12 protein-coding genes are annotated in these 17,586 nt (G+C 44.6%); all 12 read right to left on the bottom strand.

What is annotated here, in order from left to right; all coding sequences use genetic code 11:
• Positions 1-32: 32 nt before the first annotated feature.
• Positions 33-1,703, bottom strand: coding sequence for a mechanosensitive ion channel family protein (locus F0231_RS06625; protein WP_171759109.1), 1,671 nt, complete (start codon positions 1,701-1,703; stop codon positions 33-35).
• Between the two features lie 176 nt (positions 1,704-1,879).
• A complete protein-coding gene (locus F0231_RS06620; RefSeq protein ID WP_171758933.1) occupies positions 1,880-2,317 on the bottom strand; it encodes a YcgN family cysteine cluster protein in 438 nt (145 codons plus the stop codon).
• 90 nt (positions 2,318-2,407) lie between these two features.
• Entirely contained in the window at positions 2,408-3,688 is a 1,281-nt protein-coding gene (locus tag F0231_RS06615) for a type VI secretion system ImpA family N-terminal domain-containing protein (protein ID WP_171758932.1), read from the bottom strand.
• A 57-nt stretch (positions 3,689-3,745) separates the two neighbouring features.
• Positions 3,746-7,246: a type VI secretion system membrane subunit TssM gene (gene tssM, locus F0231_RS06610; protein ID WP_253825747.1), complete on the bottom strand. Its 3,501-nt coding sequence runs from the start codon at positions 7,244-7,246 to the stop codon at positions 3,746-3,748.
• Between the two features lie 60 nt (positions 7,247-7,306).
• Complete coding sequence (gene tssA, locus F0231_RS06605; protein ID WP_171758930.1) at positions 7,307-8,701, bottom strand: type VI secretion system protein TssA; 1,395 nt, start codon at positions 8,699-8,701, stop codon at positions 7,307-7,309.
• A 2-nt stretch (positions 8,702-8,703) separates the two neighbouring features.
• Positions 8,704-9,324: a type VI secretion system-associated protein VasI gene (vasI, locus tag F0231_RS06600; RefSeq protein ID WP_171758929.1), complete on the bottom strand. Its 621-nt coding sequence runs from the start codon at positions 9,322-9,324 to the stop codon at positions 8,704-8,706.
• Positions 9,321-10,910 carry a sigma-54-dependent Fis family transcriptional regulator gene (locus F0231_RS06595; RefSeq protein ID WP_171758928.1) on the bottom strand — a complete coding sequence of 530 codons (1,590 nt, stop codon included), beginning with the start codon at positions 10,908-10,910 and terminating at the stop codon, positions 9,321-9,323. The genes vasI and F0231_RS06595 overlap by 4 nt, the downstream gene beginning before the upstream one ends.
• Positions 10,911-10,912: 2 nt before the next feature.
• Entirely contained in the window at positions 10,913-13,525 is a 2,613-nt protein-coding gene (tssH, locus tag F0231_RS06590; RefSeq protein ID WP_171758927.1) for a type VI secretion system ATPase TssH, read from the bottom strand.
• Positions 13,526-13,540: 15 nt separating this feature from the next.
• The gene (icmH, locus tag F0231_RS06585; RefSeq protein WP_171758926.1) at positions 13,541-14,308 is read right to left on the bottom strand and encodes a type IVB secretion system protein IcmH/DotU; all 768 of its coding nucleotides are present in this window, start codon (positions 14,306-14,308) and stop codon (positions 13,541-13,543) included.
• Positions 14,309-14,310: 2 nt separating this feature from the next.
• Entirely contained in the window at positions 14,311-15,645 is a 1,335-nt protein-coding gene (gene tssK, locus F0231_RS06580) for a type VI secretion system baseplate subunit TssK (RefSeq protein ID WP_171758925.1), read from the bottom strand.
• A 4-nt stretch (positions 15,646-15,649) separates the two neighbouring features.
• Complete coding sequence (tssJ, locus tag F0231_RS06575; RefSeq protein WP_171759108.1) at positions 15,650-16,126, bottom strand: type VI secretion system lipoprotein TssJ; 477 nt, start codon at positions 16,124-16,126, stop codon at positions 15,650-15,652.
• Positions 16,127-16,128: 2 nt separating this feature from the next.
• Positions 16,129-17,583 (bottom strand): type VI secretion system-associated FHA domain protein TagH, encoded by a 1,455-nt coding sequence (gene tagH / locus F0231_RS06570; protein ID WP_171758924.1) that lies wholly within the window; start codon positions 17,581-17,583, stop codon positions 16,129-16,131.
• Positions 17,584-17,586 lie beyond the last annotated feature (3 nt).

Raw genomic sequence — 17,586 nt, 5'->3', positions numbered from 1 at the left:
AGCTCACCTTCGTGGTGAGCTTTTTTTATCGCTTATTCTGATTCTTTAACCATATGCAAATGGACATCTTGTTGAGGGAAAGGAATCGAAATACCCTCTCGATCAAATCTCAATTTGACCTCCTTGGTGACATCCCAATACACATCCCAATAGTCGTCAGTTTTTACCCAAGGGCGAACAATAAAATCAACGGAAGATGTATTCAGTGTATGAACGCGGATATTAGGTTCTGGAGTGCGGAGTACATCTGGGTGTGCCATGACAATCTCAGTAAGGATGGCTTCAGCTTTGAGCAGGTCATCCGAATAACCAATACCAAAGACCATATCAACACGACGCACTCGTTCATGAGTAACGTTTTTAATGACATCACCCCAAATCTTACCATTCGGGATAATAATGATCTGGTTATCAAACGTCTTAATGGTGGTGTTCACTAAGCTCATGTGGCTGACCTTACCATCAACTCCACCAGCGAAGACAAAATCTCCGACATCAAATGGACGATAGATAAGCAGCATCATCCCTGCAGCAAAGTTGGACAAAGTATCTTGCAGTGCAAAACCGATAATGACACCCGCGATACCAAAACCGGTCAGCACAGGCGCTAAGTTAAGCCCAAGTTGTGACAAGGCGACCATGATACCGATGACCCAGACAATATTTCCCGACATACCGATGAAGAAATCCTGCATAAGCTGAGACAACTTGAGGTTCTTCGAAACCACCGTCTTACTCACCACTTTGCGAACCAGCTTTGCCATCAACTTAGTGACGAAAATCAACAGTGCAAAGATAAACAATTGGAACAGGTGCTGAGGGGCATTACTACCAAACCAATCCCAAATGTTCGCAGACCAATGAGATAATATGGAGAGAATGACCTTACCTTCAAACAAGTCCTGAGTGATACTTCCAGTCACTTCAAACATCAAACGTTTATACTCAGAAGTATCCAACCCAAGATTATCGGCGATCGATATCAAAGACGTTAAGCTGTCTACCGCAATATTCATGCGCTGCTTGATCACCAACTGAGATAATTGAAGCGACGCTTTCTCAGAGTCCGGGCTGGCCGTCAATTGCTTGCCAACCACACTGATCTGCTGATTGAAATACTCCACCGAAGCCGACATCAACCTCAAGCGTTTCGATACAACGTCACGAAACTTAATTTCGGCTTCCGTTTCATCTACGCCTAGCTTTTTCAGCCACTCAATATTCTGCCAATTTGACCTTATGACACTGTCTAAATAGTGCTGGAGTTCTTGGTAATCATTGAGCAAAGAGAGACGCTCTTCATCTTTGGCTTTATCAATTTCAATGTTGAGCGTTTTAATTTTATCTTCTAAGTAGAGAGCCGCGCCTTGAGAGTAAACTTGCTGCTGCTCAACCTGTGCAATCAGTGCGTCTTTAGGCATTGAGCCTTGTGACACTGCCGTTGAGAGTGCCGATCGAAGCTCTTCATTTTTTTGGAACAATTTCAATTGCAGAGCGTCTTTTTCATCCCCGCTTGAAATAGTGAGTGTGTCAGACAACTCCCTGAGGTCAGAATTGATCTTATTGATCGCGATTTCTGAACGTGATGGGCTCTGTATAGCGGACTCTTGCGCCGAAAGAACACTAAAACTTAACGTCAGGCTAAGAAGCAATAACAGCCAACGAGTGTACAAAGATAAAGGTCGGAGAGACAATGATTCCATAATCACCTCTAAAGAAAGAAACGCTTGTAGATGGCATGATGAGAGTGACTCAATCACATGCACATCACCCAAGCAGGGATATTTCAAGTGTACACCACAATAAACCTATGACTGTTATGGAGTTATCAATATTACAGATAAAAAAACAGCCACCTAAGTGACTGTTTTTTGAAAGGCTAATCGCGATTTGGGTGATTCAAAATATGGTCTTCCCAATTGACGACATCGATTTCATACACCACCTTGTTTCGCACACTTTCTCCTGCAGCATGCATCGCCGATTTGGAGCCAGTGATCAGAGGGTGCCACTCAGGAAGAGGTTGACCTTCTGCAAGAAGTCTATAAGCGCAGGTGTGCGGCAACCAAGTGAAATCCTCAATATCATCACGGGTTAGCTTCGTGCACTCTTCATCGTAGTTAAAACGGTTCGGGTAATCTTTACACGAACACGTTTTGCTATTCAGGAGACTACACGCAACGTTGGTGTAGTAGATTTCGTCGGTATCTTCATCCATGAGCTTATGTAAGCAGCATTTACCGCAACCATCACAAAGAGATTCCCACTCTTCTTCAGTCATCTCTTCTAAAGACTTTTGCTGCCAAAAGTGTGTCATTGTCGCTCACCCTTACTTTAATTAGGTCATGGAAAAGGAAAGCGGAATTTATATAGATCATTGTTCCAAAGTGCAAGTATTAAGCGGTTACTACAAACTCATTTCTTTCTTCTCTTTTTCAAGTCGTTGATTTAGCTCTACCGTTTGCCATGCTAGGTTGTTTAGTCGATTTCTGAGCTCGAGAAGCTCATCCTCTGCTCGCTGAAATTGCTTCTGCTCCAGCAAAGCTTGGATAAAGTCGGCCCGGCCATAGATAGGAGAAAGGCTCACCGCGTAGTCTTCAAGTCGTTTGGCTTGAGCTTCGACGTCCGCCCAACGTTTACTTTTCACTAACTTCGAGATATTCGCCATTTGCGTTCTTGCAAGCCCGAACCGTTCTATCATTAGATTAACTTGGTCTAATGCCGCCTCTCGTTCCTTGGCTACACTATGCGTAAGCGCATTAACTTGTTGGTCTTCACTGTACAAAGTTTGTAGTACTGAGAGCTGATCCAAAAGATGGCGGTATGGTTCATCTGCTGCCTTTTTCAGCCGTTCGCTAATCTCGGCTTGGTAGAGAGGGACTAACTTATCTCTATACAAACGCAGTTGTTCAGCCGAGGTATTATTAAGAAAGGCTTCAGCTCTCGTCGCATCAAGCGTAGGAACACTCTGCCACGACTTATACTGATATTCATTCAGGACATAAGGGTTCAAGTAAAGCCAAAAGCCCCCAATGCATGCCGCCGCAGTCAACAGACTAGCGAGAAATGCATTGATAGTTGAGCGATTTCTAGAGCCCGCGCTCTGAGGCTCTACCTGCTGCTTCTCCTGACGCTTGACCAATGTGTGATATTGAGTTTCTATCCGATCAATATGCTCGAACAATACAAAACCCAAACCTTCAAAATCGACCTCATGCTTTGGCTGCTGAAGACTCATCCATTCATGAATCCTCTCGCACATCCGTTCACTGCGATACAAGTCTTTCAGCAGCTCATGGTTTGGCTTCATATTCTTGATTTCTGGAATCGCTTTTTGGTTTATCCAAGACAGAATATCTTTGCGCATTTTAGCTGCTTTCGTATCCGGTTTAGAGAGCTGCATCAGGCACGACAAAACGAGTTCGAGCCCATTCGCAAATCCCGCAATCCCCTCTAACTTTAACTTTGCAATAGATAAGTAGCTGCTCATAAGAAGGTCTATTCCCTCCCCTTGTGCTAGCGCCTCACTCTCTTTTAGTACGACTTGCCAATCTGTTCCACCAGCGAATGGAGTAAATCTTCCGTTAATTTCTTCTCTCACTGCCACGTAGGACTCAAGCGAACGAATTTTCTCTGAGTCCGTTGTGACAGTATAAAGTTTCTGATCGAGTAATAGTGTGTTGGGCATAAGTACTTCATCCCGCAAATAGGACGGAGCGTGAATAAAACGCTCCATCCCAACTGATTAATAGAGTGTCTTAGACAATTTAAATGATTTGAATAGTCGCTCAGTAAATGGGTTAGCATCCGATTCGGCATTGACTCGATAGATCATGCTGCCTCCATCAATTGAGAACTGGTAGTCCACAGACGTTTTACTTGCTGCTACTACATTGCCTTTCTCGAGCAACCTGAACAGCGCCCACGGGCCTTGTCTATTGATACTCCTCGGAGACAAATTGGTTCCGTTTGGTACCAGAGTCACCTTTGAAACAGCCGAATCCCTTAATGTATTTGGCCATATAAGCTCAACGCCTTCTCTTGGGCCATGACTATATGAAAGGTATTGGCCGTCGAGATTCAAAACACTGCGCCTCTTGTTCCCGCTAAGCTGTATAGGCTCAACAGAAAAATCGACATCTAGTACGCCCTTACGGTTGAAGAATGCGTGGCGAATACGCTGAGCTTGTTCTATTTGACTCAGTACCTCTGGACGAATCAGAGATTGCGGTGAACCATACTCATCAACTGAAATATTTTCTTCTATAAAGACCTTCAACTGATTGACGTAGAAATTGTCTAGTGTGCCGTTTGGCGCAAAGAACGTTTCAAAATCCTCTAACGCTGCATCTTTGTTCGACTCATTGTTAAACGGATAACGCGTGGCCAGTTTAGTACTAAATGGTTTGTAGACATCTTCATGCCAACGCACTTCCAAATGACGGATCGCTTCTTGTTTCACCACATACCAACTCTCATCGGCGATTTTTTCGATCATGCCATCCAGTGGCTGCGGTAAACCCGATGCAATCCTAGTGAGTGTATAGATAGGATCGGCACTCACCAGCTTAACTCGCTCTTTGGTTGCAGTAAGCGCGGCCATCCCGACGTTTGGAGACTCTTGAATCGACTTTAGATAATTTTTGAGATCATCTATGGATGTCAAAACCTCGTCGACATAAGCTGGCTGGTCACCAACAGGTTTCAGCATTAAATTCAGCTCAGAAAACGGTGCCTGAATATCGGAAGCAACTCGATACTTTGCACTTTTAACAAGCTCTTGCTGAGCATCACTATCACCGCTATCTAGACCAGCAACCACCTGAGTATTACTTTCCAGTGTGCGCAACAGACGATGAAGAGGCTCTAAATTGCTGGTTAAACTCTCCAACACGTTTACAGCATCATTGATGTCAGTAAACCCCTTCATATCAATGTCATTAAGCGCGACCCGCCAAGTGTTCACATAGTCAGACACGTAGAGTTCACGAATTTTTTCCCTCAAGACTTTCTTATCAGCTTCACTAAATTGAGCAGTTTTAGATTGGCCCAGTACCCAGCTGTCTATCAGAGCCAATTCTGAAACAGACTCAGAGCGCGGCATAAAATAGTCTTCAAAACCAGACTTAGTTAACATTTGAGGGATATATAAACTTTGGTTGCTTACTCGCTCTTCAAATACAACATCAAAAATAGGCCCCACTAAGTTTCTAAGGCTGATTGATGGCCCCAAAACCGACTCAGCGTTGAGTTTCAAATTTCGGTAGACCCTTTGGTCATTCGGCATAGTACTCAGTTCACTTTGAACTTGAGCGATCGTATTTTCATACGGTTTCATTACCGCTTGGACACTTTCATCACCGGAAGCACGTGCACCTTCGAGATCAGTATGACGCATTGCATAGTCAAGGTGCTCGAGTAACTCTTCTTGAACCTGCTTTTGGCCTACAAAGCTGCGTTGCCAATAATGGGCAAAATAGTCGAGAACATAATTTTTGTAACGCCCGCTTTGATCGACCAACATCTTGTAGACCCTCAGAGTCGCGAGTTTCTCTTCGTCGGTTTGAGCGTGCTTCAAATCAACAATGACATCAGCCATTAGTAAAGGCAGAAAACGGGTCTCCAGTAAATTCAAATAGGTCTCTTCTACCCTAGGCCCTATCTCATGTCCTTGATAAAGCCCTAAGTCAGAAATGTACTGAGGCTTATCTCTGAAAAAACCAAACTCTAACGTCGCTTGGCGAATCTTATTCAGCGGATCCAACATGTCTTGCTGAGAAACAAGGGTCAAACTGGATGGGAATTGTTCCCGGTATTCGCTCACTTTGCTTAACACCGCATCCGACTGTTCTATATTCGCCAAGTAATAACGATGCCAGCTACCAATCAGCACAAACGAAGCTACCGTGCACACCGCTAGTGAGAGTCCAATTAATCGGCGCTTCTGTTTCGCAACCCGAAAGTTGTCGGAGGCTAATCCCGCTTCTGGATAAATGATCTTGCTGAACAAGCTGCGTGTGAAATAGGCTGTCGAGTTCTTTACTTTCTGCGCCTTATTAACTGCATGAGAAAGTCCATAACGTCTTGCGGCTGAATCACTGAATGCGTTAGTCGGCACACCTTGCTGATAGACTGAGGTAAAGTAAACGCCCCTCACTAAAGCTGAAGTCGAGAATTGGTCACTCGACAGAGCATCATCAAGAAAGTTATGTAATACATCTTGTAACCCAGACAGCTGGCGAGAAAAACTGTAAACAGCGCCTCGCTCCTCTTGGCTAATCGGTAATGAGGCAATATGAGGAAGCGCATCTTGAACACGTGACACAAATTGACCGTATTCAACAACAAATTCTTCAAGCCAATGATCGAGATTATCAACTGATTCTAATGAGAAGGTAAAGCCAAGCACATCATCTCGTTCAGTCTTTGAGTAGTAATGGAAGAACGTATCAAATCCGTAGAGTAAATCTAACTTGGTTAAAGTAATGTAGACAGGAAGCCGCGTCGATAGCGTCTCCATCAGTTCACGAATGCGAGCACGTATTAAGCTTGCATAGGCTTTGCGCTCTGTTGTCGTCGCCGTTGCCAAATGTGATACGTCAAGCGCAAGCACAATGCCATTAAGAGGTCGTCGGCTGCGAGTTTTATCTAACCAACTTACAAAATTAAGCCACAACCGCCTTTCTAGTTCACCATCATTGTCTTCACTACGGTTACCTTGAGTGAGCAATTCTCCATCGGGGTCGATAAGAACCGACTCATCGCCAACCCACCAATCAAAAGAGTATGGGTTGTCGCTCTTTCGCCCTGACGCTCGCATGACGGAAGATAGGGCAAAGCTTTGTCCTGAGCGGTTTATTAAACTCGTCTTGCCCGCATTTTCTAATCCGAGTACCAGATACCAAGGAAGTGCATAGAGATAATTTCGAGTGTTGAGGCTGTGTTTCATTTCAGCCATAACGCTATTTAACTCTGTTTCTTGACGTTCTTCAAAGAGAGCAATAGGGTCAGCGTTTAGCTGTTCTTCTCGGCGCTGTTGACTGTTAAGCTGTTGCAGCTTTTTCCACTGCCAAATACCCCAAACTGAGAACGCAGACAAAGAGAAAACTGTACTTGCGACACCACTAGATAACCAAGTCTCTAGTGGTTTACTACCTTGAAGATCCAACCAAGGTCCCATCCACCATATCGCTACATTCACCAAGATAAAAAGAGCGATAAGAAGAGCAGGTAATGCGGTGATCAACCCAAATTTAAATTTTGCCAATAGTCCAATCATACTTTTCCACATGGGTAATCCTTTCACTTAATCTGACGAGGTGTGTCTTTCTAGTTGTTCTATGAGTGTGGGTTCCCATTGAGAGACACTCGCTTGTAGTACTTCTTGCTTTAACGTGTGGTATTGCTCTTTCGCAATCTCTTCAAGTTGGTGCTCTTGCATCAGTTCCGCACTCAGCAAGCGCCAATAAAAGCGCTCTCGCGGTTCTGTCGCTGCTTGCAAACCGTCATTGAGTTTTGACATAGCAACAGCAATTCCCCCCTCCCTAGCAAGAGTAAAGGTACTTTCACGCTGCTCTTGCCACCCACCAGCCATTACTGAAGAAGTGCTTTCCTCTGCCTGAAGCCAATGTCGAACCGAATCAGTAACAAACGGAGAGCCTCCTTTAAATTTCAATTCACAGAGACTAGGGAACCTATCGATAAACTGCTGAGTTTCTTGCTTAATTGCATCACACAAAGGGTCATGACCTAACACCTTAGCGATATCATGACTGAGCAATTGCCCTTCAAACCAAAACGGTGCCAGAGTTAAGCTTTGTTCCACACGTCGCCAAAGGGCAAGATCGGGGCTTTTCATCTGGTCTTGATACTCCTTAACCCGGTCAGCTTGCATACCCCGCAGCATGGTATGACCTTGTTCATCATGGTCAGGCAATGTTGTTATTGCGCCCCATACTGCGTGTCTACGTAAACGAGTTGCTAAGGCAATACCAAATTCTTGTTCAGCCAAGAAGTCAGCAACCTTTAACAGTGTGTCCTTAACAGCTTTATCACTGGAGTTATCAATAGACAGCTTCGAGTTTTGAGGAGTCGATGTTTGAGCTGTTACTCGGGAAGACGGTGCAGGCTGAGCTAACTGCGCCCTGTCTTCAGCTTGTTTGATTTTGTGCCTGATAGAGACAACAAGAGATTCAACGATATCCGATTGAAGACTTTGTGCTTCAATGGTGCTTTCCCATACGCTAACTGCCTGGACGAGTTCATCCCTCGATTGACTATCAAGAAGCGAAAAGTCAAACTTGTCGACCACCATCGAGAATCGCTGACACATTTGGCTAAAGTATTTTCGGCGCGGTAAGTTGCCCCTCTTGCCAGGCGCAGGAAAACTCTCTTCCCAATAATGGGACATGAAGTCACTCATCACTCCAAAGGAGGTAATCAAACGACTTGGCGTCAGATCGTTATGCAGGCATTGCAACAGATAAACCAGTAACTTGATGTCTTTACTCTTCTCTCCAAGTAAAGTCACAGCACTGAATTCAACTTCACTCCATTGCACTAAACTATGAGAAAGAGAGCCAACCTTCATCATCTGATCTTCGATAAAGTCAAATAACGGCTCATCGATCAATCGCTCCCCAACGGGTGAAGTTCGGCTAATTGGAGTCACAATGCTGGAACGATAAGTTGTGATATCCATACTCACCACCCACACTGCTTTCTAAGAGGTTTAATCGCAGAGCTTATGCCACTAGAGTTGAACGACAACCCTTCGAGGACAGTAGCGCTCGAGTGCAATTCAAAGTCCGATTTCTGCATTATTGATTTCATCAAGTTGATCGCAGGCAATCCTTGAGCAGATGAGAACACGATCCCTTCATCGTCACTACGCCAAGACTGCTTTGAGCCCCTACCTATTGATAACGTGATTCGCCCATCATCTATCGGCTTCGGCAATGCTACTTCAACTCGGCTTATCTTATTCAGGCAACTCATTACGATAACCGGGTCAGGCTCTGAGCTAGCAGAAAGCGGACGAAGAATAAGCCAAGCATCTCCATTGTCGTTGCTTCCTTCATAAAAACTCCCACTCTCAATAGATTCATTGAAAGCCAGCTGCCAAGCTTTGGGTCTTTCCTGTGTTGTCCCTGCTAATGGGATTTGAGCAGGCGTGGAAAAAGCACGGTCAAAACAATCAAGGCGCTCAAGGCGCTCTGGAATCAAGCGACAACCTAAAGCTTGTTGTACTTTCTCTGTTGTTAGCTCTTCAGATAAAACACTGTTGGATACCAAAACAAACACTAAAAGGAGTAAGCCTCTCATTGCGCTTTAATCTCCAACTTCTGGCACTTATAAGCGAGCGTCCTTTTCGGGATCCCTAAACTTTTCGCGGCTTTTGCGCGATTTCCTGAAAACTTAAACAGTCGATCACGAATGATTTGTTCTTCGTAATCACTCACGGCTTGTTTGAGATCCGTTATGGTCGAGAACTCACTCTGATGGACATAGTAAGGATTGTCCTGTGTAAAGCTTGGAACAAGGTCTTGTGGCGTTGGAGCTGAAACCGCTTTCAGCTCAAAGTTTAGACTTGCTATACGATTGGCAAGGTGACCTTCTTGCACTTCCAGCTCGCCTCGACATTGAGCGCAACCAAATTCAATCAAGTGTTTTAACTCTCGGACATTACCAGGAAACGTATACTGCTTGAGACACTCTATCGCACGATAATGCAGACCCATGATACGGGTGCCATGCTTGTGGTTAAAGTCTGATACAAAGTGCTCACATAGTCGTTCTAGATCGTCTAAACGATCCGACAGTTTTGGCAATGAAAGTGGGTACTGAAACAATCGATAGTAGAGGTCTTGTCTAAACTGTTTCGAATGTACTTGAGCGATAAGATTAACGTGAGTCGCTGAAACCAAACGAAAATCTGAGCTCAGCTCTTCTTTTCCACCGACAGGTCTATATTGCTTGGTTTCTAAAACACGCAATAGCTTTGCTTGTAAAGTGACGGGCATGTCACCGATTTCGTCCAAGAAAAGAGTGCCGCCATCCGCTTGGGCTATTAACCCTTTTCGATCGTAATCGGCGCCGGAAAAAGCCCCTTTACAGTAACCAAACAATTCGCTTTCCAAGAGGTTGTCTGGAATCGCTGCACAATTTATCGCAATAAACGGTTTATCTTGGCGAGTGGATAAAGAGTGGACGGCTTGTGCAACAAGCTCTTTCCCTGTCCCTGTTTCTCCCTGAACCATAACCGATAGCTGTGACTCAGCTGCGCTGACTATCTGCTCTCGCAAACGACGCATAATACGACTATCACCAATGAGGGATTGAGAAAGCTCATCCGCTCGCTCTCTTTTTTTTGTCGCCTTCTCTATGTCATTCAATGACTCTGACAGCGCTTTGGCCTCTCTTTTCTCTCGTTCTTTTTCTAACAATAGATTCCATTGCTTACAAAAAACATCAATGAATGTCTTACAGTCTGAACTAGAGAATGCGCGTTCAACCTTTTCTTGGTCTCCCACCATGAACAGAATCAATTGCACCTGATTTGATTCCATTGGCAAAGGATAAACGAACACGGTGTCGAACATTCCAACGCGAGAGACCAAATCAGTAAATGCCCGATCAGATTGCCAGAAAAGCAACTCATCACTCGACAAGCTCATCTTACTCGCACTTTGTAATACGTGTGCAAATGGGGTATTAAGATCATCTACAGCCCAAGAGTAGCCCAACGAGGAATCATGAGGGGTCAAACGTCGGCCATCAGAAGTAGGTTGCAATACTAAACAACTTTCGAGCCCCAGCTCTTGCCTAAGTGAGTCTGCAAAACCATCAACCAAGGCTTGATTCGTATTACTTCCAATGAGATCCACGATTCGCTCTAACCATTTAGCCATAACTAATCAACCTCACCGATAAACTGACCATTCTGAGCTGAAAGGTAGATGCGCTCTACTGGCTGCTGTTCTGCCAATTTATTCAATAGCGCCAAAGACACTGGAGGAAGCAATTGACCTTCAATTATCGCCTCTAGCATGCGGGCGCCATTTTCTGCTCGCGTTGACCTGACAAGAATTTCATCGATGAGCGACTCTTCAATGATGACTTCTGCGTTATAGCGTTCGCTGAATAAAGACTCGAGTCGCGCCAATTTACCTAAGGTAATGTTTCGTAGCACGTCGTGATTAAGTGGCATGTATGGGATAACTTCCATACGCGCCAACAAGGCTGGCTTAAAAAAAGCGGCCAATTCAGGATAGAGAGCTTCATCCAAGCCTTGTTCACATTCAGCATGATCGACAATGGTTTGATAACCAAGATTCGATGTGAGGAAAAACACAATGTTTTGGCAATCAATAATTCGACCTTCACCATCCGCAAGCTCGCCTTTATCAAAGGCTTGATAAAACAGGTTTAGAACTTCTGGGTGAGCTTTTTCTACTTCATCAAGTAAAACTACTGAATATGGCATCTTACGTATTGCTTCTGTTAGTACGCCGCCTTCTCCATAGCCTACATACCCCGGAGGGGAGCCAATCAAACGTGAAACGGTGTGTTTTTCTTGATACTCAGACATGTTGATCGTGGTTAAAAACTGCTTACCTCCATAGAGGCTTTGTGTCAATTGAACAACGGTTTCTGTTTTGCCAACACCGCTAGGACCAACCAACAAAAACGCCCCTTTAGGCCTCCCCGCACGACGTAAATCCGCTCGCGCAGTAAGCAAGTGTTGGTGCATACGCTGAATCGCAACGTCCTGCCCTTTGATCGATTCTCCTAAAATGGAGTCAAGATGAGTAATCTTATGCAGCTCATCACCACTCATCTGATCAATTGGCACACCAGTCCAATCAGCAATGACTTCCGCGATCTGCTGCGCATCGACTTGAGGGTGAATGAGTTTTTCTGCATGAGAAATAGCGTTAAGCTGTTCGTATTTGCTGCGAATCTCACTGACAATGTTATCTCGCTCCCCAAGTTCAAGTACGCTCTCTTGGTTGTCATCGTGAAGACAAGAACGCAGTGCAATAATCTCTTCAACGAGTGTTTTTTGCGTTTGCCATCGCTCTGTTAAACAATCTCGTTCTTCTAAATCTTGCCTTTCATCAATGCGTAATTGCTCTAAGCGTTCATGGTCGATATTTTGGCCTAGAAGCTGCGCTCTTTCCAACATAGTAATTTCAAGCTGTCGCTGATGGCATGCAGTGTCAATAAACGCTAATCGTTTCGGAGGCGCACTCAAATTAATGGCAATCCGTGCGCAAGCCGTATCGAGCACATCAATCGCTTTGTCAGGTAACTGTCTCCCTGAAATGTAACGGACTGACAATTCCGCTGCTGCTTTCAACGCATCATCGGTAATTAATACATCATGACTTTCTTCATAAACCGAGCTTAACCCACGCAGAATATCGACAGCTTGGTCAACGCTGGGCTCCTCTAGCTTTACAAGTTGGAATCGACGTGTCAGTGCTGGGTCTTTCTCGAAATATTTCTTATACTCCTTCCAAGTCGTCGCAGCAATAGTGCTGAGCTCGCCACGCGCTAATGCGGGCTTGAGCAGATTTGCAGCATCACCGCCACCTTCTTGGTTTCCTGCACCAATCAAGGTATGTGCTTCATCGATGAAAAGAATAATCGATGCTGATGCTTGCTTAATGTCATCAATCACACCTTTCAATCGCTTTTCGAACTCCCCTTTCACTGATGCACCCGCTTGTAATAAGCCCAGATCTAAAGAGTACAATTCAACGCCTTGCAATTGGCGAGGCACGGAGCCTGATACCACTTGCAACGCCAGACCTTCGATCATGGCACTCTTACCTACCCCGGCATCACCAACTACAATCGGGTTGTTCTTGCGGCGACGGCAAAGAATATCAACCATCAAGTTGATCTCACTCTCGCGGCACAACACCGGATCCAGCTTTTTCTGACGGGCTTGCTCTGTCACGTTAGTACAATATTTAGCTAAGAACGAACTACCACTCGTGACCCCGTTAGCCTTTGTAACATTCGTATTGGCTTTTAGGACGTCAGATTCAGCAGAATCCGCGAGAAGCAATTCAAATCTTTTCTTAAGGTCTTCACGGTTCACCGTATCAAACACACGAATAAGATTAGGTTGCATATAACGGTCGGCACGCAGCAGCGCCGCCAACATGATGGCGCCAGACCTAAGCTCGGTTTGATTTAGCTCCGTAGTGGAAAGAAGCCATGCCTCCTGCAATAGCTCCACCAGCAATGGTGAGAACGCTGGATAACTGTCTAAGGTAACGTCCCTTTCAAAGCTTGTAGAAACCGCTCTCATCACGTCATCTAATTCAATCTGACTATGTTTAAGGAGCAGCCTCACATCACATAACGGGTTGTCCAATAACGCTTCTAGATAATGCTCATAAGTAATTTCACTGTACTGTCTTTCAATACAAAGACTGGCTGCCTGCTCTAGAGCTAACTTACACTGTTCGTTCAATTTTGAGATAAGAACGGGAAGTTCAATACGTATCACGGAGTTCACCTAGCCTTATAAGATTTGATTTAGTTGTTCGATGACATCACTGGATTTGAGATGTAATACATAGCTGTAGCCAAGAAATACTCCGATCCAGAGTAGAGAAAATCCGGCAAAAATAGACCATAGAGGCACTTGCTTGCTCAGCTTGTATTTTGAGCGCACAACGTGGTCAGTAGCGTGCGCTAACGGTGCGCTTTCTGCTTGACCACCGGCATAGAGAAGTTTGTAAAGTTGTTCGATAATTTTCTCTCTCTCAGCTTCACCAGAGACAATCACGCGATACTTACCCTCAAAACCAAGGATTAAGCACTGGTAAATAAACTCTATGAGTGGCATGTAATTCGCGGGTTCTGCCTCGAGTCGTTTTAGAATCGTAAAGACCTTTTCGCCTCCCCACGTTTCATTGTGAAAACGGGATAACATAGAGTGCTCAGCCCAAATACATGAGGCCCCCCACTCAGTACCTAGTACCGACTCGTCGAGAAAGGCACACAGAATGTAGCGATACGCCATCAATACTGACTGGTCATAACCCTGTTCAGTCAATTCAATCTCAATGGTTTTAATTTCTTCAATTGTCTGATCATAGATGACGTCGATATTGTCACATTCGACCAACTGGCGAATTCGGATGGACAAGCCCAGCAAAGGCGTCGCAGCATCAATCAAAGGATTTGATACACTGCCACGTAACTGAAACCAGTAGTCCTGGTCATGATCGATTCGTTCAACATCATCAAACAATAGCTGACTGTACTTATTGGATTTCTTATCCATCGTTAGCTCCTTATTGCCCAGAATTGAAGATCCAAGTCATCAAAGGCTGCAGCGATATGGAAAGCAAAACCGCTCGACTTAGACAACAACTGCCATGCTGAACTCGCTTTATCGAGCTGGTAGTAAATATACCCTGCATGATATGGCAACTGACGTGGAGCAACGGGTAACGCCACCAAAGGAACGCCTGGTAATTGAAGAGAAATGAGTTCACGGATTTTCTCAACCGACGAGATCTTGGTTTGCTGCGTAAACTTAGAGCGCAGCTCGTCCATTGGCATTCGGGCTTTAACTGCGACGATAAAGTCAGCACTTTCCATTAACTGAGGATCTTGTATTGGGGCTACCATCAGGCCGTATTTGCGTTTATCAAGTTGGATTGATACTGCTCGGGGTTCTAAGACAACACTCAGTGCCTGCCTTAAATGACGCATAAGAGGAATGAAAGACTCTGTCGGCATGTCATGGTTATAACTGTTCAGCTTAGGTGGAAGACGACCTTCATCGGTGAACGTGGATAACTCACCAACCAACATGGTTAACGATTCAAACAGCCTTTCGGGATGCAAGCTTCTCAGATCCGCTAAGTGACGAACTTGTGGCTGAAGCCTATTCAAAGCTTGAAGCAGCATGAAGTCTGATACATCCGCAACGCCTCCTTGTGACGGTGAACTAATGCGCTGAGCGATATTCTTCGCACGCTCTGACATCAAACCCGCCACCTCATTAATAAAACGATGTAGAATTTGGTGACCAACGACATTTACATGACACGGTATAAACTCAGGATCCATGACAACGCTGCCGTCTGGGCGTTTTTCTAAGATTCTCCCCACCGCTAGTGATGCATACGAGCTTCGGTCATCCCTCTCTAACATCAGTTGTATACGAAATGGAGAAACATCAATCGTCGTCAGGTCACCTTGCAGAGTATGGATATCTCGAACCTCTAAACGACGACTGTCATAACGACCAGTCCCTTGTTCCTCAGGCCAACTGACTTCTCGCAATGATTCGCTACGAAGTGGCACAGCAAGATAAACCAGTTGATTGGCTAGAGAACCATCTTCGACTTCCAATGCGTCAGGAGAAAGATCTTCTTGAGGGATACGAAATACGGAACCGTCGGGCATAACACCTACTGCGCGATCAATCGCAATACGCCCAAATGACAGATACTCAGGATTGAACGAAAATTCCGATACGCCATATAAATAGCCGCTTATCGTTGCGATACGTTCATCAATAACATACTCAGTATTTCTCTGTTGCTGTTGAAAATGTTGAGGCTTTATGAATAACCCCTCATTCCAAATCACTCGATTTCGAGAAAACATTACCCTATTCCACCCTTTCCAACTTTACATCGTAGTCGCTCAACAACATCAACAAGTGATACTCCCTACCTTTATTTAAAACCTTCACTGCCTTCTTCCATTCACTCAGCTCTACGTCCGAAAAGTTTGCGAGAACACCGATGTAATTCGTCTCATCGTCCACTTCAATAGGGTTAACGAACTTGAACTGCCCTGGGAGCAAAACGTAGTCATAACTTTTGACAAAGTTGCTTTTTAGCGCTTTTTTATGATCTTGTTTAAGTTGGTCGTAGCTTGCTGACATGAACATTGAATCATCAACCAGTTCAAATACTTGTATTTCTACGGGAGAAGCTTCTCCCCAAACATTTGGGTTAACGCCTTCAGAAGCGACTAAACTAAACGTTACGCTAGTCGCTTCCTGTGCCGGGTTATAATCAGGTTCACTGCTGCAAGCTGCGACCAGCAGTGAAAACAAGCCAATAAAAAGTGAACGCTTCACCATTAACACTCCAATTGTCTTTCCCGAATCTTTCGGTCATACGCTTGCTCAAAGATCTCCCAAAACAACTTGTCAAAGCCTTGCTGACGATGTGACGTAAGCTCTTGATAATAGTTACAGTACATATCCCACGCCCACGAGTTCTCACTTTGTTCTAAAGGTTGGCTTGTACGTTTGTAGCTATTAAAACGTTTCAGCAAAACGTCTGGGGAAAACGCACCTAGGATTTGATTCAATGCTTCACTGGTCGCGTATTGCATAGCTTCATTATGAGATTGAACATTCGCTAGACTCTCTTCGATCGCCGCTGGTGCAGACAGATGAACGGCACTTTTGCCTTGTCCGTACATGGTCTTTATCGTCTGGTCATATGGTAACCCTAGTCTCAAAGGGTTATCTTCAATCGGCTGAAGGTTGCGATTCAACGTACCAAAACGTCCTTCATCGACGTGTTGATGAAGAGATAAAAGCCCTTGAATGCACGCTTTTAAAGACTCACCTATTTCCTCAGATAGTATATGCATACGTTCGACACTTTCTGTGCCATCCACTTCTGCACCTAAACCATTGAGCATTGGGCCAGTCACAAGGTGGCCAGCTGAACTCTGTATTGTCGATCTTTTAGGGTCAATTTGAATGCTTTTTGCTACCTCTTCCTCAAGTAAGTCAAGCGTTTGATCGTCCATGTATAAGTCCTCTGAAGCCATGTGTGTTGGTTGATTGGTATGAGGTTTAATAACCTCAATGCTGTTCTCTTTATCTTTCGCCAATGTTTTTTTCTTAGCGCCAAAGCCAAAACTCAAGATTCTTTTTAAACTCATTGACGAAGAAATTTGGTCATCACTGTCTGCCTGCAAAGTGCCGTTTGTTTTATTTATCAGTGTGTTACTTTCCACACCCGAATCTAACAGGCTTTGCTCGTCTTGCTCGTGCTCAATAGGGTCTAACAATGACTTTGGGGATTCATGGTTACCGCGTTGTTCTAACGCGGCTAATGGATCGAGATTGGGCATTTCACAATCTGCTTTTTTCTGTACTTCAAAGGTCCCTTCATCCGATAAAAGGTCAGCTTCTTTAATAGAAAACATACCGCTCAATGGGTCGGTCAATTCACCCTCTGCATCGCCAAAAATGACACGCACCTGATAAGGTCCAATAACGATTTGGTCCTTATGTCCGAGTTTTGCTAACTGGTCCCTTCCTATCGGCATATCAGAACCGTTTATATACGTTTCACCACAAAGATCTCTAAGGCAAAAAGCTCCGTCCACCATTACAATTTCACAATGACTACTATGAACTTGATTTTCTGCGTCCTTCAAACACCACTCTGACGAAGGTGATGACCCGATAACACCATAGGGCAATATCCACTCAATAAATGCCGAGAGTCCTGAGTCTAGTTTTTCAGCGTTTATTACGATAAACGATAAATCGGGTAAACGAGAGTTGACCATCTA

Source organism: Vibrio sp. RE86 (assembly GCF_013114545.1).
Classification (GTDB): Bacteria; Pseudomonadota; Gammaproteobacteria; order Enterobacterales; family Vibrionaceae; genus Vibrio.
The sequence above is the reverse complement of the archived record's forward strand: the minus strand, read 5'-3'. Positions and strand labels throughout refer to the sequence as shown.

What these genes read in the sequence shown, in the direction of transcription:
- F0231_RS06625 (WP_171759109.1), bottom strand. Translation starts at nt 1,703, where the DNA reads ATGGAATCATTGTCTCTCCGACCTTTATCTTTGTACACTCGTTGGCTG.
- F0231_RS06620 (WP_171758933.1), bottom strand. Translation starts at nt 2,317, where the DNA reads ATGACACACTTTTGGCAGCAAAAGTCTTTAGAAGAGATGACTGAAGAA.
- F0231_RS06615 (WP_171758932.1), bottom strand. Translation starts at nt 3,688, where the DNA reads ATGCCCAACACACTATTACTCGATCAGAAACTTTATACTGTCACAACG.
- tssA (WP_171758930.1), bottom strand. Translation starts at nt 8,701, where the DNA reads ATGGATATCACAACTTATCGTTCCAGCATTGTGACTCCAATTAGCCGA.
- vasI (WP_171758929.1), bottom strand. Translation starts at nt 9,324, where the DNA reads ATGAGAGGCTTACTCCTTTTAGTGTTTGTTTTGGTATCCAACAGTGTT.
- F0231_RS06595 (WP_171758928.1), bottom strand. Translation starts at nt 10,910, where the DNA reads ATGGCTAAATGGTTAGAGCGAATCGTGGATCTCATTGGAAGTAATACG.
- icmH (WP_171758926.1), bottom strand. Translation starts at nt 14,308, where the DNA reads ATGGATAAGAAATCCAATAAGTACAGTCAGCTATTGTTTGATGATGTT.
- tssK (WP_171758925.1), bottom strand. Translation starts at nt 15,645, where the DNA reads ATGTTTTCTCGAAATCGAGTGATTTGGAATGAGGGGTTATTCATAAAG.
- tagH (WP_171758924.1), bottom strand. Translation starts at nt 17,583, where the DNA reads ATGGTCAACTCTCGTTTACCCGATTTATCGTTTATCGTAATAAACGCT.